This is a genomic window from Buchnera aphidicola (Periphyllus testudinaceus), from assembly GCF_964059035.1.
GTDB classification, from domain to species: Bacteria; Pseudomonadota; Gammaproteobacteria; order Enterobacterales; family Enterobacteriaceae; genus Buchnera_J; species Buchnera_J aphidicola_BN.
Window position 1 is genome coordinate 332,416 of the sequence record NZ_OZ060380.1, and the last position, 23,462, is coordinate 355,877.

The following is a 23,462-nucleotide window of genomic DNA, read 5'->3' on the forward strand; positions in this document are numbered from 1 at the left end:
TGATTAATAATAAAAAAATTAACTAATTTTTTTATTTAAATATTTAAAAAAATAAATAAAAAAAAGATCAAAAAAATTAATTAAAAATCTATTTTAAAAAAAATTTCTTATTTTTTTTAATTAATTTAATATATATTATATTTTATTAAAGTTTTATACTAAAAACAATTTATAATATATAATTTAATAAAAAATGAAAAAAAATATGATTAAAATAAAATATCTATCAAAAAAAATATCAAAATATTTTAAAAAAAATAAAAAAATTAGGAAACGTCTTTGATCTAAAAAAAAATAAAGAACGATTATTAGAAATTAATAAAAAAATAGAATCTATAAAAAATTGGAAAAACTTAAATTATATAAAAAAATATAATAAAAAAAAAAAAATACTATTAAAAGAAATTTCTTTATTAAAAATAATTAAATATAAAATTCAAGAAAATAAAAATTTGTTAAAATTATCAATTGAATTATCAGATTTATCTATTTTAAAAGATATTAAAAAATCATTAAAAAAAATAAAAAAAAAAATAAAATATTTAGAATTAAACAAAATATTCTTTAAAAAAATAGATAAAAAAAATTGTTATCTTGACATTCAATCAGGATCAGGAGGAATTGAAGCACAAGATTGGTCAAAAATTTTATTAAAAATGTATTTAAATTTTGCATATAAAAAAAAATTTAAAACAAAAATAATTGATATTGTATATGACAAATTAAATGGAATTAAATCAGCAACAATAAAAATAATAGGAATTTATGCATTTGGTTGGTTTAGAACAGAATCAGGAATACATAGATTAGTTCGAAAAAGTCCATTTAATTCAGGAAACAAAAGACATACATCTTTTAGTTCAATATTTGTATATCCAATTATAAAAAAAAAAAAATCAAAAAAAATTAAAAAATCTGATTTAAAAATAGATGTTTATAAAGCATCAGGAGCAGGAGGACAACATATAAATAAAACAGAATCTGCTGTTAGAATAACTCATATACCTAGTGGAATTGTAGTACAATGCCAAAATAATAGATCTCAACATAAAAATAAAAAACAAGCAATTCAACAAATTAAATCAAAAATATTAAATATAAAAATTAAAAAACAAAAAATAAAAAAAAAAAAAATAGATATGAAAAAATTTGAAATACAATGGGGAAATCAAATTAGATCATATACATTAGACGATTCTAGAATAAAAGATTTAAGAACTGGTTTAGAAACAAAAAATATACAAAAATTTTTAAATGGAAACTTAAAAAAATTTATAAAAAAAAGTTTAAAATTAGGATTTTAAAAATGAACATTGAAAAAAAAAAAAAATACTCAAAAAAAAATAAAATTATAGAAAATAATGAACTTAAAAATCGAAAAAAAAAATTAAATGATTTAAAAAAAAAAGGTTTTAATTTTCCAAATAATTTTTCTAAAAATTATTTATCAAAAAAAATTTTATCAAAATATAATTTAAAAAATAACGATTCTTTAAAATTAATTAATTTATCTGTAAAAGTAGCTGGAAGAATTATACAGAAAAGAACTATGGGAAAATCTACATTTTTAAAATTACAAGATTCAAAAGGAGAAATTCAAATATATTATTCTCAAAGTTCTTTTCCATTAAAAAAAAACAATTATATTAAATTTAAAAAATCTGATATAGGAGATATTATAGGAATAAAAGGAACTTTATTTAAAACTAAAACCAATGAACTAACAATTCATTGTAAAAAATTTGTATTATTAAATAAAGCACTTAGACCTCTTCCAGAAAAATGGCATGGATTAGTAAATAAAGAAATTCGATATAGAAAAAGATATATCGATTTTATTTCCAATAGAAAAATAAAAAATGTTTTTGAAAAAAGAGCAAAAATAATTTCAACTATTAGAAAATATATGAAAAATAAAAAATTTTTAGAAGTAGAAACACCCATGTTACATGATATACCAGGAGGCGCTATTGCTAAACCATTTATTACCTATCATAATTCTTTAAACAAAGAAATGTATTTACGTATTGCTCCAGAATTATATTTAAAAAGATTAATCGTAGGAGGATTTGAAAAAATTTTTGAAATTAATAGAAATTTTAGAAATGAAGGAATATCGTCTAGACATAATCCTGAATTTACTATGATGGAAATGTATGTTGCTTATACTGATTATAAATATGTTATGAAATTTTTAGAAAATTTAATTAAATACATATCAAAAAAATTAAATAATAAAAATAAATTAATATATAAAAATTATATTTTTAATTTTAAAAAAAAATTTCAAAAATTTACTATGAAAGAATCTATTATTAAATTTAATAAAAACATTTCTAAAAAAGACTTAGAAAATATAAATACAATCAAAAAAATTGCGATTTTATTAAAAATAAAAATTAAAGAAAAATGGAAAATAGGTAAAATATTAACAGAAATATTTGAAAAGACAGTCGAAAAAAAATTAATATATCCTACATTTATTACTGAATATCCTATTGAAGTTTCTCCATTAGCAAAAACAAATAACTATAAAAAAGAAATTACTGATAGATTTGAATTTTTTATGGGAGGTTATGAAATAGCCAATGGATTCTCAGAACTAAACGATTCAAAAGAACAAAAAAAAAGATTTAAAAAACAAAATAAAAATAAATCAAATAAAACATACGATAAAGATTACATATTAGCTTTAGAACATGGGCTTCCTCCAACAGCAGGTCTAGGAATAGGAATAGATAGACTAATAATGATATTTACTAATCAAAAAAATATAAAAGATGTAATAATTTTTCCAACTATGCGTAATATAAAAAAATAAATTTACAATAAAAATAAATAAATCATATGAAAATAATAAACAAAAAAAAAATTATCAGTAAAAAAAATATTCTTTCTGCAATAAAAATTTATAAATCACCATTTTGGATATATGATTATAATAAAATTTCTAAACAAATATCTAAATTAAAAAAATTTGATATTATAAGATTTGCTCAAAAATCTTGCTCTAACATTCATATATTAAAAATTATGAAAGAACATGGAACAAAAATTGATGCTGTATCATTAGGAGAAATAGAGAGAGCTTTAAAAGCTGGTTTTAAAGGAAATTGTAATGATATTGTTTATACTTCAGATATAATAGATGATGAAACTTTAATCAAAGTAACAAAACATAAAATTCCTATAAATATAGGATCCATAGATATGATAAAAAAAATTAGTAAAAAATCACCAAATCATAAAGTATGGTTAAGAATAAACCCAAAATTTGGAGATGGGCATAATAAAAAAACAAATACTGGAGGAAAAAACAGCAAACATGGTATTTGGAATACTAAATTAGCTATTAATTTAATAAAAAAATATAAATTAAAACTAATTGGATTACATATGCATATTGGATCTGGAGCAAATTACTTACATTTAAAAAAAGTATGCAAAGAAATGAAAAAACAAGCAATAATGATAAATAAAAAAATTTTATTTATATCAGCAGGTGGGGGTCTAACTATTCCATATAAAATACATGAAAAAAAAGTTAATACTAAAAATTATTATAAAATATGGAATAAATCTAAAAAAAAAATTGAAAAAAAATTGAAATGTAAAATTAAATTAGAAATTGAACCAGGTCGATTTTTAGTAGCTGAATCCGGACTTTTAGTATCACAAATACAAAGTATAAAAAAAGTAAAAAATAGAACCTTTGTATTAGTAAATGTAGGATTTAATGATTTGATTCGCCCTGTTCTTTACGGAAGTTATCATTATATATCTCTAATTACAATAGATAATAGAAAACTTGATTATTCTAAAAAAATAAAAGTCATAATTGGAGGACCATTATGTGAATCTGGAGATATTTTTACACAAAAAGAAAATAGCAAAATTTATTCTATAGAACTTCCTATTTTAAAAACAGGAGATTATATAATTTTTCATGATGTGGGTGCATATGGTGCATCTATGTCTTCAAATTATAATAGCAGACCTTTTATTCCAGAAATTTTACTAAAAAATAATAATTTAATACAAATTAGAAGAAAACAAACTATTAAAGAAATGTTATCATTAGAAATATAAAAATATTAATATAAAAAATTCTTTAAAAAATATACATAAAAATTTAAAAAAATATGAATAATATATATATTAAATTTCCTAATATTAATCCAATTTATTTTTCTTTAGGATTTATTTCTTTACATTGGTATGGATTAATATATTTCATGTGTTTTACAATTTCTATATGGTATAGTAAAAAATATGCAAAAAAATATGTTAACTTAAAAAAAAAATATATTAAAAAATTAATATATTATTGTTTCATTGGATTATTTTTTGGAGGAAGAATAGGATATGTAATTTTTTATAAATTTTCTGATTTTTTAAAAAATAAATTTTATATATTTCAAATATGGAATGGAGGAATGTCTTTTCATGGTGGATTAATTGGAATAATAATTTCTTGTTTAATATTTTCTATAAAAAATAAAATTAATTTTTTTAAAATAACAGACTTTATTTCTTTAATAAGTCCAATAAGTCTAGGAATAGGAAGAATAGGAAATTTTATTAACGACGAGTTATTTGGAAGAGTAGCCATAAATTTTCCAGGAGCATTTTTATTCCCTAATTCTATAAAATTTGATCTAAAAGAACTAAAATTACATCCAGAGTTTAAAAAAATAATTAATACATACGGTATGTTACCAAGATATCCATCTCAATTGTTTGAATTTTTTTTTGAAGGAATCATATTATTTATAATAATTAATTATTTTTTAAAAAAAACAAAAAAAACAGGAATAGTTTCTAGTATTTTTTTAATATTTTATGGAATTTTTAGAATCTTTTTAGAACAATTTCGAGAACCTGATATAAAAATTAATATTTTATATAAAAATTTTACGCTTGGTCAACTCTTATCTTTTCCAATGATTATTTTAGGTTTATTATTATTTATATTACTAAATTATAAAAAAAATAAAAAATTTTTTACATTATAAAAAATGTTTAATTTTATAAAAAAAAATTAAAAAAATTTTTAAAAATACCATATTTTTAAAAAATATTATAATATTATACTTTTAATTGTTAATTATATTAGATACATGTAATATATTTTAAATATAAAAAATTATAAATACATAATAATTAATTAAGAATTATTAATTCATTCATGAAAAAAATATAAAAAAAATGAAAAAAATACATATTAAAACATGGGGTTGCCAAATGAATGAATATGATTCATCTATCATATTCAAAGTTTTAAAAAAAAAATTTAATTGTAAAAAAACTAATTTTCCTGAAAAATCTGATATTCTTATTTTAAATACTTGTTCCATAAGAGAAAAAGCTCAAGAAAAATTATTTCATCAATTAGGTCGTTGGAAAAAATTAAAAAATATTAAAAAAAAATTAATTATTGCTGTTGGTGGATGCGTTGCAACTCAAGAAAAAAAAAGAATATATAAAAGAGCACCTTTTGTAGATATAGTTTTTGGCCCTAAAACAATACATCATTTACCAAAAATGATTAATTTATTTAAAAAAAATGAAAAAAAAATAATAAAAATTAAAGAAAATAAATTAAATAAATTTAAATTTTTTAAAATTCATTCAAAAAGAAAAATTAGCGCTTATATTTCTATTATGGAAGGATGTAATAAATGCTGTTCTTTTTGTATTGTTCCATACACTAGAGGAAAAGAAATAAGTAGATCTCCAGAAGATATTATTCTTGAAGCAGAATTTTTATCTAATAATGGAACAAAAGAAATAATATTACTTGGTCAAAATGTTAATTCCTATAAAGGAAAATTTATTTATGGAAAAAACTGTAAATTATCAAAATTAATACAATTAATTTCAAAAATTAAAAAAATTAAAAGAATACGATTTACTACAAGTAATCCTATGGAATTTACAAAAGATCTAATAAAAATATATAAAAAAATACCAAAATTAGTAAATTGTTTGCATCTACCTGTACAAAGTGGATCAAATAAAATACTAAAAAAAATGAGAAGACCTTACTCTATTTCACAATATAAAAAAATAATTAAAAAATTAAAATATATTAGACCAAATATTCAAATTACTTCTGATTTTATTATAGGTTTTCCAGGAGAAACTAAAAAAGATTTTCAAAAAACATTAAACTTAATTAAAGATATAAAATTTGATATGAGTTTTAGTTTTATATATTCTCCTAGACCAGGAACTCCTGCTATTCGATTAAACGACAATACTAGTTTAAAAGAAAAAAAAAATAGATTATATATATTACAAAAAAAAATTAATAAAAATACTAATTTTTTTAGTAAAAAAATGATTGGAACAACTCAAGAAGTACTAATTGAAAAAAGCATATATCAAAAAAACAAAAATAAATTATTTGGAAAAACACAAAATAATAGAATTGTAATATTTAAAGGACCTTTAAATTTAATTGGTAAAATAGTTTTTGTAAAAATTTATAAAGCTTCATTATATAAATTAAAAGGAACTCTAATAAAAAAATAATAACTTTTTAAAAATATTTTAATAAAATTATTTATAATTAAAATTAATATAAAAATGATAAAAATAAATATAAAAAATTTCTGTAATAATAAAAAAAATATTCCGAGTAAAAATTTAATAAAAAAATGGATTAAAAAAATATTAAATAAAAATATTAAAAAATCTATTATTAATATAATAATTGTAAAAAAAAAAAAAATAAAAGAATTAAATTATATTTACAGAAAAAATAATACTAAAACCAATATTTTATCTTTTTCTATAATTAATAATAATGAAAATAATAATTTATTATTAATAGGAGATTTGATTATTTGTAAAAGTATTTTAGAAAAAGAATCAAAAAAATATAAAAAAAAAATATTAGAACATTGGGCTCATCTTATTATTCATGGTGTATTACATTTGATGGGATATCAACATAATAATTTATTAAATAGAAAAAATATGGAATATATAGAAATTAAACAAATGATTTCTTTAGGATTTAAAAATCCTTATTATTTTTAATAAAAAAAACATATATCAATTAAATTCTATAAAAATTATTGAACATTTTATTCCATAATATTTTAATGAGAAATATAAATATGTGCAAAAAAAATAAAAAAGGATTTATTTCATTATTTTTACATAATATACTTGTTAATAAAATAAAAAACAAAAATGAACTATTAACTTTAATTAAAGATATTAAAACTGAAAAAATAATTAATAAAAATACATATAACATTATTAAGCAGACAATAAAAATAGAAAAAAAAAAAGTTAAAGATATAATGATACCAAGAATAAAAATAAAAAAATTAAATATAAACGATACATTTGAAAAATGTATTAAAAAAGTTATTAAATTTCCTTATACTAAATTTCCAATAATAAATTATGAAAAAAATTATATAAATGGTTTTTTAATAGTCAAAGATTTATTTAAATATATACCAAAAAATAATAAAATATTTTCTTTAAAAGAAATTATCAAACCTCCTATAATTGTTCCAGAAAGTCAAAAAATCAATAGAATTTTAAAAGACTTTAAATTAAAACAAAATAATTTTTCTATAGTTGTAGATGAATTTGGAGTTATTTCTGGTTTAATTACAATGAAAGATATTTTAAATGTAATTTTTAAAAAAAAAACAATTAAAAAATTTACAAAAAATAATTAATAAATAAAATTTACTTATTAATTAATTAAAATGTTTTATTATAAAAAGAAAAATAATAAATGAAAAAAAAATATAATCCAAAAAAAATTGAAAAAAAATTACAAAAAAAATGGAAAACAGAACAAACATTCAAAGTATATGAAGATCTTGAAAAAAAAAAATATTATTGTGTACCTATGCTACCTTATCCTTCTGGAAATCTACATATTGGTCATGTAAGAAACTATACTATAAGTGATGTAATATCTAGATATCATAGAATGCTAGGAGAAAATGTTTTACAGCCAATAGGATGGGATTCTTTTGGATTACCTGCAGAAGAAGCAGCCAAACAAAATAATCAAAATCCATATGATTGGACCAAAAAAAATATTCAAGATATGAAAAAACAATTGAAAAAATTAGGTTTAAGTTATGATTGGAGTAGAGAAATTTCAACATGTGACCCAAATTATTATAAATGGGAGCAATGGTTTTTCATTCAATTATATAAAAAAAATTTAGTCTATAAAAAAACAGCTTTAGTAAAATGGTGTTCAAAAGATCATACTGTTTTAGCAAACGAACAAGTTATAAAAGGAAAATGTTGGAGATGCGACACAAAAATTAAATTAAAAAAATTACCTCAATGGTTTTTAAAAATTAGAAAATATGCAGAAGAATTATATCAAGGAATTAAATTACTAAAAGGATGGCCTGAAAAAGTAAAAACTATGCAAAAAAATTGGATAGGAAGAACAAAAGGAATAGAACTATCTTTAAAAATAAATAAAAGTAAAAAAATAATTAAAGGATATACAACTAAAATATATAGTTTATTAAACGCTAAATATCTTGCAATATCTCCAGATCATAAATATGTTAAAACATTAATAAAAAAAAATTCTAATCTTAAAAAATTAGTTAAAAATCAATTAAAAAAATTAACGTCAACTTCAAATTTTAAAAAAATAAAAAATATAGGAATAAATACAAAAAAATTTGCAATTAATCCATTAAACAAAAAAAAAATTCCAATATGGATAGCTAATTTTGTTTTTATAAAATATGGAACTAATGCAATAATAGCATCTCCTAAATTTAGTTTAGAACATTTAATTTTTTATAATAAAAATTTATTATTTAAAAAAAATAATAAATTATATAAAAAAATTAAATATATTAAAAAAAATAAACAAAAAAACACAATAAGTTCTAAAAAAATTTTAAAAATAATAAAAGAAAAAAAATGTGGAAAAATAAAAATAAAATATAAATTACAAAATTGGAATATTTCTAGACAAAGATATTGGGGAACTCCAATTCCAATAGCAACAAAAGAAAATAATTCTATTGTAACTATTCCCACAAAAAAATTACCAGTATTACTTCCTAAGTTTGATAATTATTTTTATAAAAAAAATACTTCTAAAATAAAAATAAATGGAATATTAGCTAAAATTGAAAAAGATACATTTGATACATTTATGGAATCTTCTTGGTATTATGCAAGATATACATGCCCGCATTATTCAGAAGGAATGTTAGATTCTTTTTCTTCAAAATATTGGTTACCAATAGATCAATATATTGGAGGAATTGAACATGCTACTATGCATTTAATATATTTTAGATTTTATCATAAATTATTACGTGATTTTAATTTAGTAAATACAGATGAACCAGCTAAAAAATTATTATGTCAAGGAATGGTTCTATCACATGCTTTTTATTATTTAAAAAATAATATAAAAATATGGATTAATATAAAAAAAATTTCAATCAAACTAGATAAAAAAAATAATATTATTTCTATTTCTGATTTTAAAGGAAAAAAAGTATTTTACGCTGGAATGATAAAAATGTCAAAATCTAAAAAAAATGGAATAGAACCAAAAACAGTTATTAAAAAATATGGAGCAGATACAATAAGATTGTTTGTTATGTTTTCAGCACCAGTAAATTCAGATTTACAATGGAACGATCTTAGTGTTAAAGGAATACATAGATTCTTAAATAAACTATGGAAATTTTGTTATTTTAACAATAAATTTTTTAAAAAAACAAAAAAAAATAAAAAAGAAAAACTAAACTTAAAACAAAATAAAATACATTTTTATTTAAATAAAACAATTTTAAAAGTATCCAAAGATATTAATATAAGACAAACTTTTCATACTTCTATATCTCGAATTATGAAATTCTTTAAATATATAAAAAAAATAAATATAAAAAATGATTATGAATACTTTTTAATAAGAAAATCTTTAATTATTATATTAAAATTATTAAATCCATTTATTCCACATTTTAGTCATTCAATTCTCACTTCATTTAAAAAAAAATCTTATGTTAATATTAATAAATGGCCAAAAATAGAAAAAAAATATTTAAAAGAAAAAAAAATAAAAATTATTATTCAAATTAATGGAAAAATGAATTGTATATTATCAACAAAAAAAAATTTGTCAAAAAAAGATATTTTTAAAAAATCTATGAAAAATTCTATAATAATAAAAAAAATACATAATAAAACTATTATAAAAAAATTTTTTATTCCTAATAAAATATTAAACTTAATAACATTAAATTAAATAATTTTATAAAAATATTAAAAATAAAAAAATTATGAATACATACAAAATAATTAATGATATTTATAAAAAAAATAAATCTTGTTATATAATATATGGAAAAGAATATTTTTTAATACAAAAATATAAAGAAATAATATTAAAAAAATTAAAAAAAAATAACATAAAAAATTTTATAAATATTGAAATAAATGTTGATAAAAATTGGGAAGAATTTTTTTATAAATGTAAAAAAAGAAACTTTTTTTACAAAAAAAAAATTATAATATTAAAAATTAATATAAATAATATAAATAATAATATTTTGAAAAAAATTCATAAAAATAAATTTATTATTAATTTTAATATAATAATAATTATTTTAAAAGAATCAAATTATAAAAAAATAATAAATTATAATTTAAAAAAAAAAATTTTTAAAAATCAATTATTGATACCTTGTTTTAATTTTAAAAAATATGAATTTTTTCAATGGATAACAACATACTTAAAAAATAACACAATTGATGAAAAATCTAAAAATTTTTTATATAAAAGATATAAAAACGATATTTTATTATTAAATCAAAATTTAGATTTTTTATCTTTGTCTTTATTAAATAAAAAAATTACAATAAAAAAAATAAAAAAAATTCTTATACATGACAAAGTATATACAATTTTTGAATGGATGAATTATTTATTATTAGGAAAAAATAAAAAATCTCTATTAATATTACACATATTATATAAAATAAAAACAGCTCCTTTAATTATAGTAAGATTTTTAGAAAATAAAATAGTTAATCTAATTTTATTAAAAAAAAAAAAAAAAAATAAAATAGAAAAATTCTTTAAAGAAAAAAAAATATGGCAATCACATAAAAAACTATATCTTCGCTCAATTAAAAAAAATAAATATTCAAACTTTTTAAAAATAATTAAATCATTAAACTGGATTAAATTATCTATTAAAAGTATAGAAGAAGAATCAATATGGATAATTTTAAAAGAAATATCCATTATGTTTAAATAAAAAATTTTAAAAAAATAAATAATATAATATATGAAAAAAAAAATTTTTAATTTAAAAGGTTTTAGATGTCCTGATACAATGTTATTTTTAAGAAATAAACTCCGATCAATAAAAACCGGAGAAGTTATTTTAATAATTTCAGATGATATTACAATACATAAAGAAATAATTTTTTTATGTAATTTTTCAAATTATATTTTAGTAAAATATAAAAATTATAAAATTCCATATTATTATACTATAAAAAAAATAAAATCATAAAAACTTATAAAGAATTTTTAATGTACACAAAATAAATTAAATAAAAAAAAATTAAATTAAAAAATTTAACATTCTTCTTAAAGGTTCAGCAGCTCCCCATAATAATTGATCACCTATAGAAAAAGCAGAAATATATTTATTTCCTATACTTAATTTTCTTATTCTTCCTACAGGAATTTGTAAAGTTCCTGTAACAGATAAAGGAGTTAAATTTTCTAAACTGCTTTTTTTATTATTTGGAATAATTTTTACCCATTTATTATCTGAAGCAATAATTTGTTCAATATCTAATAAATTTATATTTTTTTTTAATTTAATTAAAAAAGATTGACTATGACAACGCAAAGAACCTACACGAACACATGTTCCATCAATTGATATTTTATCTTTTTTATTTAAAGATAAAATTTTATTTGTTTCAAATTCCATTTTCCATTCTTCTTTACTTTGTCCATTATTTCTATCTTCATCAATCCATGGAATTAAATTTAAAATTAACGGAACTAATGAATTTTTTTTCGGAAAATTAGATTTTTTTGAAATTTCTGTAACATTTTTTTCAATTTCCAAAATAGATTTAGAAGCAATAAAATCTTTATTCAAAGATTTATTTAAAAAAATAATTTGTTTTAATAATTCTAATATATATCCAGAACCTCCTCCTGATGCGGCTTGATAAGTAGAAAAAGAAATCCATTCTATTAATTTATTTTTAAATAATCCCCCTAAAGCTAATAACATTAAACTAACTGTACAATTTCCTCCAACAAAAGTTTTTATTCCTTTATTAAGAGATTTTATGATTTCTTCTCTATTAATAGGATCCAAAATAATTATTGATTCATCTTTCATTCTTAAATCTGAAGCAGCATCTACCCAATATCCTTTCCAACCGCATTTTCTTAATTTATAATATACTTGATTTGTATAAGCGCTTCCTTGACAAGTTAAAATAATATCTAACTCTTTTAATTCTTCTAAATTATAAGCATCTTTTAAAAATTTATTTTTAAAAAAATTATTTAAATAAAGATTATTAAAACCTACTTGAGAAGTAGAAAAAAACACAAATTTAAAATTTTTAAAATCTTTTTTTTTAATAATTCTTTCTAATAATACAGATCCTACAAGCCCTCTCCATCCAACAAAACCTACTATTTTTTTCATAATATTAACCAAATTATAATTTTATTAAAAATTTTTTATATATTTTTTTTTAATAAAATTTTTTTCTATAAGAACTAAAAAATAATTTATTAAATAAAAAATAATAAACAAATCTATGAAGTTTTTATTATACACTGTCTTTAAAAAAATAATCGTTGAAAAATACTATTTATTAAAATAAAAATTATAATAAAGAAATTAATCATATATAATTAAAATTATATATAAATTTATAAAAAAAGTTATTTTCTAAAAAATAGGAAACAAGTTAATGAAACAAATGATTTCAACTATTATATTACTAGTTTTAATTATGGATCCATTAGGAAATCTTCCCATATTTATGACTGTTTTAAAAAAATTTAATTCTAAAAAAAGAAAAATCATATTAATTAGAGAAATGTGTATTGCTTTATTAATTATGTTAATATTTTTATTTTCTGGAGAAAATATTCTTTCTTTTTTAAATCTTAAAACAGAAACAGTTTCTATATCTGGAGGAATTATTTTATTTTTTATTGCTATTCAAATGATTTTTCCAAATAATAATATCGAAGATTCTAAAGTTGATTCTAAAGATGAGCCATTTTTAGTTCCTCTTGCTATACCTTTAGTAGCTGGTCCTTCTGTTTTAGCAACTTTAATGTTATTATCACATCAAAATTCTACTCATATAAACATTCTTCTTATATCATTATTTATTGCTTGGTTTATCACTCTAATAATCCTTTTAATGTCTGATTTATTCTTAAATATATTTGGAAAAAAAGTAGTCAACGTACTTGAAAGATTAATGGGATTAATTTTAATTATGTTATCAACTCAAATGTTTCTTGATGGAATAAAAACATGGTTTCAAAGTTAATTTATAATTAAAATACTTCTAAAAAAATATTATAATTATTATTTATTAATATAATAAATAATATTTTCTATTAATAATTTACTGTAAAAATTTTAAAAATATTTAATATATAAGGAAAAAAAATGCTAATTAATAAAATAAAAAATATTAATATATATAAAAAAAAAATATTGATCCGATTAGATTTAAATGTTCCAATGAAAAAAAATATTATTACTTCAAATGAACGAATAAAATCTTCTTTTAAAGTAATAAAATTTGCTTTAAAAAATAAAGCAAAAATTATTATTTTGTCTCATCTTGGAAGACCTACTGAAGGATTTTTTGAAAAAAAATATTCTCTTTTTCCAATTGTACAATATTTAAGAAAAAAATTTAAAAACACTAATATTTATTTTAAAAAAGATATATATAAAAAATTTAAAATTAATTATGGAGAGATTTTAATTTTTGAAAATGTTAGATTTAATAAAGGAGAAAAAAAAAATGATGAAAAACTAGCAAAAAAATATGCTTCTTTATGTGATATATTTATTATGGATGCATTTGGAACAGCTCATAGAAAAGAAGCTTCTACTTATGGTGTAGGAATTTTTTCAAAAATATCATGTGCTGGACCTTTATTAACATCAGAAATAAAATCCCTTCAAAAATCTATAAAAAATCCAAAACGTCCTTTAGTAACAATATTAGGAGGATCTAAAATATCTACAAAATTTAATATTTTAAAAAATTTATGTAAAATTTCAGATACTGTAATAGTAGGAGGAGGAATAGCAAATACATTTTTAGCTATAAATAATAATATTGGAAAATCAATATGTGAAAAAAATTTTATTAATTTAGCTAAACAATTAAAAAAAAAATATAATATAATTATACCTATAGATTCAAAAATTATAAAAATCACAAAAAATATAAAAAAATATAAAATAAAAAATTCTAATTCAATAAAAAAAAATGAAGAAATTATGGATATAGGTAATAAAAGTATTCAAATAATAGAAAAAATCATAAAAAAAGCAAAAACAATTATTTGGAATGGCCCTGTAGGAGTATTTGAATCTTCTAAATTTAGAAATGGTACAAAAAAAATTGCTCGCGCAATAGCAAATAATAAAAAATCTTTTTCTCTTGCTGGTGGAGGAGATACATTAGCAGTTATAAATATGTTTAAAATAAAAAATAAAATTTCATATGTTTCAACTGGAGGAGGAGCATTTTTAGAATTTATTGAAGGAAAAACATTACCTGCTATTAAAATGTTACAAAAAAAATACATTAATAAATAAATTTTTAACTAATAGGAATTTAAAAAAATATGAAAAATAATTTAAAAAATTTTAAAAAAGGCGTTTTAAATGGAACTGAAACAAAGAAAATATTTAAATTAGCAAAAAAAAATAATTTTGCTATTCCAGCTATAAATTGTATTAATACTGATTCCATTAATTCAGTTTTACAAACAGCATCCGAAATTAAATCTCCTGTAATTATACAATTTTCATATGGAGGATCAATATTTATATCTGGTAAGAAAAATAATAAAAAAGAAATGTTTCAAGAAGCTATAGATGGAGCTGTATCTGGAGCAAAACATATTCATTTAGTTTCTAAACATTATAATATACCAATTATTATTCATACTGATCATTGTAATAAAGAGCTTTTACCTTGGGTTGACGGATTAATTAAAGTTGGAAAAAAATATTTTTCAAAAAAAGGTCGCCCTTTATTTTCATCACATATGTTAGATTTATCTCAAGAAAATTTAAAAACTAATATTAATTATTGTAGTAAATATCTTAAAAAACTAAAAAAAATAAATATGTTATTAGAAATAGAACTTGGTTGCACTGGAGGAGAAGAAGATGGAATAGACAATACAAAAATAGAAAAAAAATATCTATATACAAAACCAAAAGAAGTAAATTATGCATATAATAAATTATCTCTTATTGGTAAAAATTTTTCTATTGCAGCATCTTTTGGGAATGTTCATGGAGTATATAAAATAGGAAATGTAGAACTTAAACCAAAAATTTTAAAAAAATCACAAAAATATATTAAAAATAAAAATCATCTTAAAAAAAATAATCCACTAAATTTTGTTTTTCATGGAGGTTCTGGATCTTCTTTAAAAGATATTAAAAAATCTATTAAATATGGAGTAGTAAAAATAAATTTTGATACAGATATACAATGGTCATCATGGAAGGGTGTATTAAATTTTTATAAAAAAAATAAAAAATATCTTCAAAATCAATTAGGAAACCCCGAAGGAAAAAATAAACCTAACAAGAAATATTATGATCCAAGAAATTGGATACAACACTCTAAAGATTGTTCTTCTTTAAAATTAAAAAAAATATTTTTAAACTTAAATTCAATAAATTTATTATAATATAAAAAAACTATCACGATTTAAAATAATATTTTAAAAAAATAATTAAAAAAAATTATCTTTATAACATTAATATATTCGGATTTTTAACATGCTCAAATATACATTTATAATGACTGCAATAATTATTTTATTAGGTCGATTTAATCATTTTCAACCAACTTTTGTAATCGCAACATTAGGAACTTTAGGAATGACTGTAGGATTTACTCTACAAGGAACCATTGCAAACTTTACATCTGGAATTTTATTAAAAATTTTTAAACCTTTTGAAATAAAAGAATTTATTGGTTTAGACAAAATTTCCGGAACAGTTTTAAACATAGACTTGTTTTATACTGTACTAAAAACAATAGATGGAAAAATAGCAGTTGTTCCAAATAATAAAATTTTATTAGGAGACATTGTAAATTATACAAGATCTCCTATTCGAAGAAACGAATTTTTTATTAATGTTTCTTATCATAAAAATACAAAATTAATAGTGGATGTATTACAAAAAGTTTTAGATGAAGAAGATCGAGTAATGAAAAATAAAGATATAGTAATAGGATTAAATGAATTATCTCCTTATTCTTTAAATTTTGTTGTTAGATGTTGGAGCAAAACAGAAGAATTACAAAGTGTATATTGGGATTTAATGTTTGCTTTTAAAAAAGCCTTAGATAAAAATAATATACAAATTCCTACATATATTCATAACAATAATTTATTACCAAAAAAAAAAATAAACAAATCTAATAATTAAATTAATTTCTTTTATTTATTTTAAATAAAAAATAATTTAATTACCTAATAAACAATAACACTTTATTTTATAAAATTATTTATGATAAAAATTTATACTTCTAATAGTTTTAATAATTTAATAAAAAAAATGTGTTATATAATGAATATTAAATCTTCAGAAAAAATATTTATTAAAGAAATAATTGTTGTACCAGAATTAAAAATTTCAAAATTTATAAGACAAATTATCGAAAAAAAATTTGGAATTTTTTGTAATATTTCATTTTTTACTCCAGAAAAATTTATATTTTACATATTAGAATTATTTATAAATAAAAAAAAATATAAAAAATTTAATCAATCATATATTTTATGGAAACTAATGAGTTTACCTGAAAAATTCCAAAAAAAATATTTTTTTAAAAAAAAAGAAAATGAATTTAACAAATTTAAATATTTTAAAAATTTCTCAAAAATTTTTTATAAATATTTAATTTATAACACAAAATTAATAAAAAAATTAGAAAAAAATACAAAAAAAAACAAAAAAAAAATTTTTTTAAAACAACAAAAAATATGGAAAAAAATTAATAAAAATTTAAAAAATACCCATCATTATGTAAATTTAATAAAAAATTTTATGAAAAAATATTATTTAAAAAAAAATTTATATAAAAAATTACCTAATAGAATATTTATATTAAACCCAATTGATTTTCCTATTTCTTATTTTAATATTTTAAAAAAAATTAGTGAGAAACTAAAAATTTATTTTTTTTTGTACACTCCATTTAAAAAAATAAATAAAAAATCAATAATTAATTATAAAAAAAATTCAATAATATCTAATTGGATGAAATATGACTTAAAAAAAATAAAAAATATTTTATCTTTAACTAAAAACAAAAAAAATATTTATATAAAAAATAAAAATATTACTTTACTTGATAAACTAAAAAATAAAATTTTTTTTTTAAAAAACAATTCTATATATATAAATCAAAAAAAAGATAATTCAATATCAATACATGAATGCTATAATCATTTTAGAGAAATAGAAATTTTACAAGAAAATATTTTAAAAATTTTAAATAATACAAAAACTATACAACCTAAACACATAATTGTTAAATCTAAAAATATCCAAAAATATATTCCATATATAAATTCTATTTTTAATTCTGAAATAAAAAAAAATAACATACCTTATTTTATACATGAAAAAATATTTGATAAAAATAATCCTATTATATATATTTTCAATAAAATTTTATCATTACCTCAAAGTAAATTTAAAAATAAAAAAATACTAGATTATTTAAATTTTAAATTTATTTCAAAAAAATTTTTAATTTCACAAAAAGAACTTAAAATTATAAAAAAATGGATCTCATATACAAATATTTGTTGGGGAATTAATAAAAATCATAAAAAAAGTTTAAAACTTCCTGAAGAACATCAAAATACATGGAGTTATGGAATTAAAAAAATAATTTTAGGTTATGGAATGAAAAAAAAAAATAAAGTATGGAATAAAATATTTCCTTATAATATAAATGAAAAAAACCACATTCTAATACTAGAAAAATTAATTTTATTTATTAAAACATTAAAAAAATGGAAAAAAAAATTATCTACAAAAAAAAAATGTAAAACTTGGAAAAAAATATATAAAGAAATAATAAATGATTTTTTTTATACAAAAAAAATTAAAAAAAAACTAAAACATATAAAAAAAAATTGGAAATATTTATTAAAAAATATTCAAATTAGTTCATACAAAAAAAAAATATCTATAGATATTATAAAATATGAAATTAATAAAAAAATTAATATAATTTATAAACGTGAAAAAAAAAATAATAATATAATATTTACTAATTTTAATCTATTAAGGACAATACCATTTAAAATTACTTACATATTAGGAATGAATGAAAATTTTTTTAAAAATAAAACACAAGAAAGAGAAAATTTAATTCATTTATATAATAAAAAAGAAAATTTTAAAAAAAATACACAAGATTATTATATTTTTCTAGAATTATTAAGTTGTACTACAAAAAAACTAATAATAAGTTATATTAAAAACTCTTATGAAAATGAAAAAAATAATAAACCATCTATAATAATTTATCAATTAATAAAATATATAAAAAAAAATTTTTTAAAAGATTATAAAAAAATACAATTAATAAAAATTCACGAAAAATATAGTTTTTATAAAAAAAATTTTTATTTAAAAAATAAATTTAATAGTTTTAATAATTTTTGGAATATATCTAAAAATAAAAAAAAAATAATTAAAACAAATTTTTTTAAAAAAAATATTTATATAAAAAATTATAAAAAAATTAAATTTAAAAATTTTATTTTATTCTGGAAAAATCCAATAAACTATTTTTTTAATAAAATATTAAAAATATATTATAAAGAAAAATATATAAATTATTCAAATAATGAACCATTTTACATAGATAAAAAAAATCATTATTTATTAAATAAAAAAATATTAAATTATATAATTTTCAAAAAAAACTTAAAAAAATTATTCAATAAAATAAAATATTTAGGAATTTTACCTCATGGAAACCTAGGAAAAATTTATTTTAAACACCAAATAAAAAAAAATAATAAAATTTTTTTAAAAATTAAAAATATTAATTTTACTTTAAAAAATAAAAAATTCTTATTAAAAATAAAAAAATATAAAATATATGGAAAACTAAAAAATATCTCTTCTTTAAATGGTGTTGTACGCTGGAAATCTTTTAACTTAAATAATTTTGATAAAATTAGTTTATGGTTAAAACATATCATATACTGTGCTAATGGAGGTAAAAAAAATAGCATATATATTAGTTTAAATAAAAAAATAACTTTTAAAAACATTACAAAAAAAAAATCAAAAAAATATCTTTTAAAATATATTTATGGTTATATCCAAGGATTAAAAAATCCATTAATTATTACTAAAACAGGATTAAATTGGTTTGATTATGTATATGATAAAAAAATTCAAAATATTTCAAAAAATAAAAAAATTATAAAAAATAGTAAAAATAAAATTTTTGAAACATGGCATGGAAATAAATATATAATAGGAGAAAAAAAAGATTTATATATAAAAAAAATATTTAATTCACTAAATAAAAAATCTATAAAAAAAATATTTAGAATAACAAAATATTGGATGTACCCTATATATAAAAACATTCTATAATTATAAAAATTTTAGAAAAATTAAAAAAATAAAAAAAATGAAAAAAAAAAATAAACTTAAAAATATATTTTTGATTCCATTTAAAGGAATAAGAATGATTGAAGCTTCAGCAGGAACAGGAAAAACTTTTACAATTATACTTTTATATATTAGATTATTATTAGGAATTAATAATAAAAATAAGAAATATTCTATTAAAGAAATTTTAATAATAACTTATACAAATAATGCTAAATTAGAAATACAAAAAAGATTATCAAAAAATATTTATAAACTATATATAGATTGTCTATATAAAAAAACATATAATAAAAATTTTAAAAAAATATTTAAAAAAATTAAAAACTTTAAAAATTCAATTAATATATTAAAAAAATCTATTTCAAAAATAAATAATGCTCCAATTTACACTATTCATGGATTTTGTAAAAAAATACTGAAAGATTATAATCTAAATTATAAATATAATTTGACAGAAAAAATATATAATGAAAATAAAATATATGAAAAATCTACATACGATTTTTGGAGAAAATTTATTTTTCCACTAAATAAAGAAATTTCAAATTTAGTTTATAAATACTGGAAACATCCAAAAAATTTATTATCTGAAATTAATCCATGGTTAAATATTAAATCAAAAATTTTTATATACAAAAAAAAAAATATAATATTTTTAAAAAACATAATAAAAATATTAAAAAAATTAAGAAATTTAAAAAAAAATGGATTAAAATTAAATATTTTATAAAAAACTTTATATATACCGACAAATTAAATAAAAGAATTTATAATAAAAAAAACATTCAAAGATGGTTAAAAAAAATTACAAAATGGTCTATAAAAAAAACTAAAAACTATAATATACCAATAGAATTAAATTATTTTAAAAAAGAAAAAATATATGAAAATTTTAAAAATTTAAAAAAAATAAAAAATAATTATTATTTTTTAAAAATTATAAGCCAATTTTTAAAAAAAAAATTTTCATTAAAAAAAGAATTTTTATTCTATTCTATGAAAAAAATTAAAAAAATTTCTAATATTAAAAAAAAAAAATATTTTTGTTTTGATAATTTAATTAAATTTTTATTATCAAATCTAAAAAATAATAAAAATTTATCAGAATATATTGAAAAAAAGTTTCCAATAGCATTTATTGATGAATTTCAAGATACAGATCATCAACAATTTAAAATATTTAAAAAAATATATAAAAATAAAAAAAAATCATCTCTTATTCTTATTGGAGATCCCAAACAATCAATTTATAATTTTCGCGGAGCAGACATATTTTTTTATTTAAAAACTAAATCTAAAATATTAAAAAAATATACATTAAAAAAAAATTGGAGATCATCTGAAAAATTAATTAAAAATATTAATTTTTTATTTACTCGAATAAAAAATAGTTTTTTATTTAAAGAAATTATATATAAAAAATTAATTCCTTCTTCCCAATCAAAAAAAATAAAATTTTTAATAAAAAAAATAGAACAACCAACAATGACATTTTGGTTACAACCTGGAAAAAAAAAAACATTTCTTGAATATAACAAATGGATTTCAAAAAAATGCGCTGAAAATATTTTTTACTTAATCCAAAACATAAAAAAAAAAAAATCTATATTAAAAACATCAACAAAAAAAAAAAAATTAACTATAAAAGACATTTGTATTTTAGTAAAAAACTATAAAGAATATAAAATTATAAAATTAGAATTAAAAAAATTTAAAATTAACTCATATTATACTTCTGATAAAAAATCTATTTTTCATAAAATAGAAGTTAAAGAAATATTTTATATATTACAATCTATTTTAAAACAATCTAATGAATTTTATTTAAAACGAGCAATTTCTACTTCAATAATATTTAAAAATTCTTATATAATTTCTAAATTAACCAAAAAATATGAATTATGGTCTAAAATAAAAAAAAAATTTTATAATTATTTCAAAATATGGAAAAAACATGGAATTTTAAATTTAATAAAAAAAATTATTTATGAAAGTAATTTATATAAAAAATATTTTTTTAAAAATAAAAATAAAAAAAAAATACAAAATTTAATTAATTTAGCAAAAATTTTAGAAAAAAAATCTATTTTAAGAAAAAATTTTAGCTCACTTATAACATGGTTTCATAATAAAATAAAAGAAAAAATAACAAAAAATAAAAAATATTATATAAAAGTTAATGAAAATAAAAAAAATTCTATAAAAATAGTAACTATACATAAATCTAAAGGATTAGAATATCCAATAGTATGGATACCATTTATTTCTACTTTTCAACCTTCAAAAAAATTAATTTTTCATGATAGAAAAAAATTTAATACACATATAAATATACAAAAAAATAAAAAAAAAATTATTCTTGAAGAAAAAGAAAGATTATCAGAAGATATTCGTTTGTTATACGTTGCAATTACTAGAGCAAAATTTCATTGTAGTATAGGAGTAAGTCCTTTAATTAAAAATAACTTTAAAAAACATACTAATAAAAAAACAGATTTTCATAAAAGTGGATTAGGATATATTCTTCAAAAAGGAAAATCTATGGATGAAAAAGAACTTCATAAAGAACTTAAAAATATTTCTTTACATTCATCTATAAAAATTCTTTCAAAAAATAAAAAATATAATTTTAAAAAAATAAAAAAAAAAAAACAAAAAAATGTTTTAATAAATCAAAAATTTGTAAAAACGTTTAAACAAAAAATTTATACAAGTTATACACAAATAAATAAAGAAAATATTTTAAAAATTAAAAAAAATTTTATTAATAATAATGATAAAAATAAAGAAAATACAAAAAAATATACCATACAATCTTTTCCAAAAGGAAAAAAATATGGAATATTTCTTCATGAAATATTAAAAAAAATAAATTTTAAAAAAAAAATTAATGAAAAATTTTTATTAAAAAAAATTAAAAAATTAAAATTATCAAAAAAATGGATAAATATTATACAATATTGGATAAAAAATATTTTAAATACTCCATTAAATAATAATGGAATTAATTTACGTACAATTAAAAATAATTGTTTCGTAAAAGAACTAGAATTTTCTTTATTTTTAAAAAGAAAAATAAATTTTAATTCTATAAAAAAAATATTAAAAAATAAAAATATTAAAACACCTAAAATTTATAAAAAAGGAATTTTACTAGGAATTATAGATTTAATATTTCAAAATAAAAATAAATATTACTTAGTTGATTATAAATCAAATTACCTAGGAAAAAATAAAAAATTCTATACAAAAAAAATCTTAAAAAAAGAAATTAAAAAAAACGGATATGATATTCAATATTATTTATATTCTACCGCTTTACATAAATTTTTAAAAAGAAAACTAAAAAAATATAATTTTAAAAAAAATTTTGGAGGAATTTATTATCTATTTTTAAGAGGAATGAACGGAAAAAACAAAAAAACAGGAATATTTTTTTATTATCCTAAAAAAAAAATTATTAAAAAAATAAATGATACTTTTTTAATACCATAAAAG

General features: G+C 16.8%; 18 protein-coding genes. 17 read left to right on the plus strand and 1 reads right to left on the minus strand.

The features are described 5' to 3' along the window. Positions 1–221 precede the first annotated feature (221 nt). From prfB to AB4W45_RS01595, 10 genes are all read left to right on the plus strand, one after another. Positions 222–1,304 (plus strand): peptide chain release factor 2, encoded by a 1,083-nt coding sequence (gene prfB, locus AB4W45_RS01550; protein WP_367671515.1) that lies wholly within the window; start codon positions 222–224, stop codon positions 1,302–1,304. 2 nt (positions 1,305–1,306) lie between these two features. Next, a complete protein-coding gene (gene lysS, locus AB4W45_RS01555; protein WP_367671100.1) occupies positions 1,307–2,821 on the plus strand; it encodes a lysine--tRNA ligase in 1,515 nt (504 codons plus the stop codon). Between the two features lie 26 nt (positions 2,822–2,847). Continuing rightward, a complete protein-coding gene (gene lysA, locus AB4W45_RS01560; protein ID WP_367671101.1) occupies positions 2,848–4,089 on the plus strand; it encodes a diaminopimelate decarboxylase in 1,242 nt (413 codons plus the stop codon). A 62-nt stretch (positions 4,090–4,151) separates the two neighbouring features. Continuing rightward, on the plus strand, positions 4,152–5,015 hold the full coding sequence (gene lgt, locus AB4W45_RS01565) for a prolipoprotein diacylglyceryl transferase (RefSeq protein ID WP_367671517.1): 864 nt from the start codon (positions 4,152–4,154) through the stop codon (positions 5,013–5,015). Between the two features lie 193 nt (positions 5,016–5,208). Then, positions 5,209–6,537 carry a tRNA (N6-isopentenyl adenosine(37)-C2)-methylthiotransferase MiaB gene (gene miaB, locus AB4W45_RS01570; RefSeq protein ID WP_367671102.1) on the plus strand — a complete coding sequence of 443 codons (1,329 nt, stop codon included), beginning with the start codon at positions 5,209–5,211 and terminating at the stop codon, positions 6,535–6,537. A 54-nt stretch (positions 6,538–6,591) separates the two neighbouring features. Next, entirely contained in the window at positions 6,592–7,047 is a 456-nt protein-coding gene (gene ybeY, locus AB4W45_RS01575; RefSeq protein WP_367671103.1) for an rRNA maturation RNase YbeY, read from the plus strand. Between the two features lie 80 nt (positions 7,048–7,127). Next, on the plus strand, positions 7,128–7,706 hold the full coding sequence (locus tag AB4W45_RS01580) for a CBS domain-containing protein (protein WP_367671104.1): 579 nt from the start codon (positions 7,128–7,130) through the stop codon (positions 7,704–7,706). A 59-nt stretch (positions 7,707–7,765) separates the two neighbouring features. Next, complete coding sequence (gene leuS / locus AB4W45_RS01585; protein ID WP_367671105.1) at positions 7,766–10,279, plus strand: leucine--tRNA ligase; 2,514 nt, start codon at positions 7,766–7,768, stop codon at positions 10,277–10,279. Between the two features lie 34 nt (positions 10,280–10,313). Next, complete coding sequence (gene holA / locus AB4W45_RS01590; protein ID WP_367671106.1) at positions 10,314–11,294, plus strand: DNA polymerase III subunit delta; 981 nt, start codon at positions 10,314–10,316, stop codon at positions 11,292–11,294. Between the two features lie 30 nt (positions 11,295–11,324). Then, positions 11,325–11,555, plus strand: a complete 231-nt coding sequence (locus AB4W45_RS01595; RefSeq protein WP_367671107.1) for a sulfurtransferase TusA family protein — start codon at positions 11,325–11,327, stop codon at positions 11,553–11,555. A gap of 51 nt (positions 11,556–11,606) precedes the next feature. Here the strand turns inward: AB4W45_RS01595 and asd are convergent, their stop codons facing one another. Next, positions 11,607–12,722 (minus strand): aspartate-semialdehyde dehydrogenase, encoded by a 1,116-nt coding sequence (gene asd, locus AB4W45_RS01600; protein WP_367671108.1) that lies wholly within the window; start codon positions 12,720–12,722, stop codon positions 11,607–11,609. Between the two features lie 271 nt (positions 12,723–12,993). On the opposite strand from asd, the gene AB4W45_RS01605 reads away from it, so the two are divergent. From AB4W45_RS01605 to recB, 7 genes are all read left to right on the plus strand, one after another. After that, positions 12,994–13,587 (plus strand): YhgN family NAAT transporter, encoded by a 594-nt coding sequence (locus AB4W45_RS01605; RefSeq protein WP_367671109.1) that lies wholly within the window; start codon positions 12,994–12,996, stop codon positions 13,585–13,587. A gap of 122 nt (positions 13,588–13,709) precedes the next feature. Beyond that, a complete protein-coding gene (locus AB4W45_RS01610; RefSeq protein ID WP_367671110.1) occupies positions 13,710–14,879 on the plus strand; it encodes a phosphoglycerate kinase in 1,170 nt (389 codons plus the stop codon). A gap of 29 nt (positions 14,880–14,908) precedes the next feature. Further along, positions 14,909–15,991: a class II fructose-bisphosphate aldolase gene (gene fbaA / locus AB4W45_RS01615; protein ID WP_367671111.1), complete on the plus strand. Its 1,083-nt coding sequence runs from the start codon at positions 14,909–14,911 to the stop codon at positions 15,989–15,991. Between the two features lie 91 nt (positions 15,992–16,082). Then, positions 16,083–16,739 carry a mechanosensitive ion channel domain-containing protein gene (locus AB4W45_RS01620; RefSeq protein WP_367671112.1) on the plus strand — a complete coding sequence of 219 codons (657 nt, stop codon included), beginning with the start codon at positions 16,083–16,085 and terminating at the stop codon, positions 16,737–16,739. Between the two features lie 81 nt (positions 16,740–16,820). After that, complete coding sequence (locus AB4W45_RS01625; protein ID WP_367671113.1) at positions 16,821–19,943, plus strand: exodeoxyribonuclease V subunit gamma; 3,123 nt, start codon at positions 16,821–16,823, stop codon at positions 19,941–19,943. Positions 19,944–19,980: 37 nt separating this feature from the next. Beyond that, complete coding sequence (locus tag AB4W45_RS01630; RefSeq protein WP_367671114.1) at positions 19,981–20,694, plus strand: UvrD-helicase domain-containing protein; 714 nt, start codon at positions 19,981–19,983, stop codon at positions 20,692–20,694. After that, on the plus strand, positions 20,649–23,459 hold the full coding sequence (recB, locus tag AB4W45_RS01635) for an exodeoxyribonuclease V subunit beta (protein ID WP_367671519.1): 2,811 nt from the start codon (positions 20,649–20,651) through the stop codon (positions 23,457–23,459). The genes AB4W45_RS01630 and recB overlap by 46 nt, the downstream gene beginning before the upstream one ends. Positions 23,460–23,462: the final 3 nt, after the last annotated feature.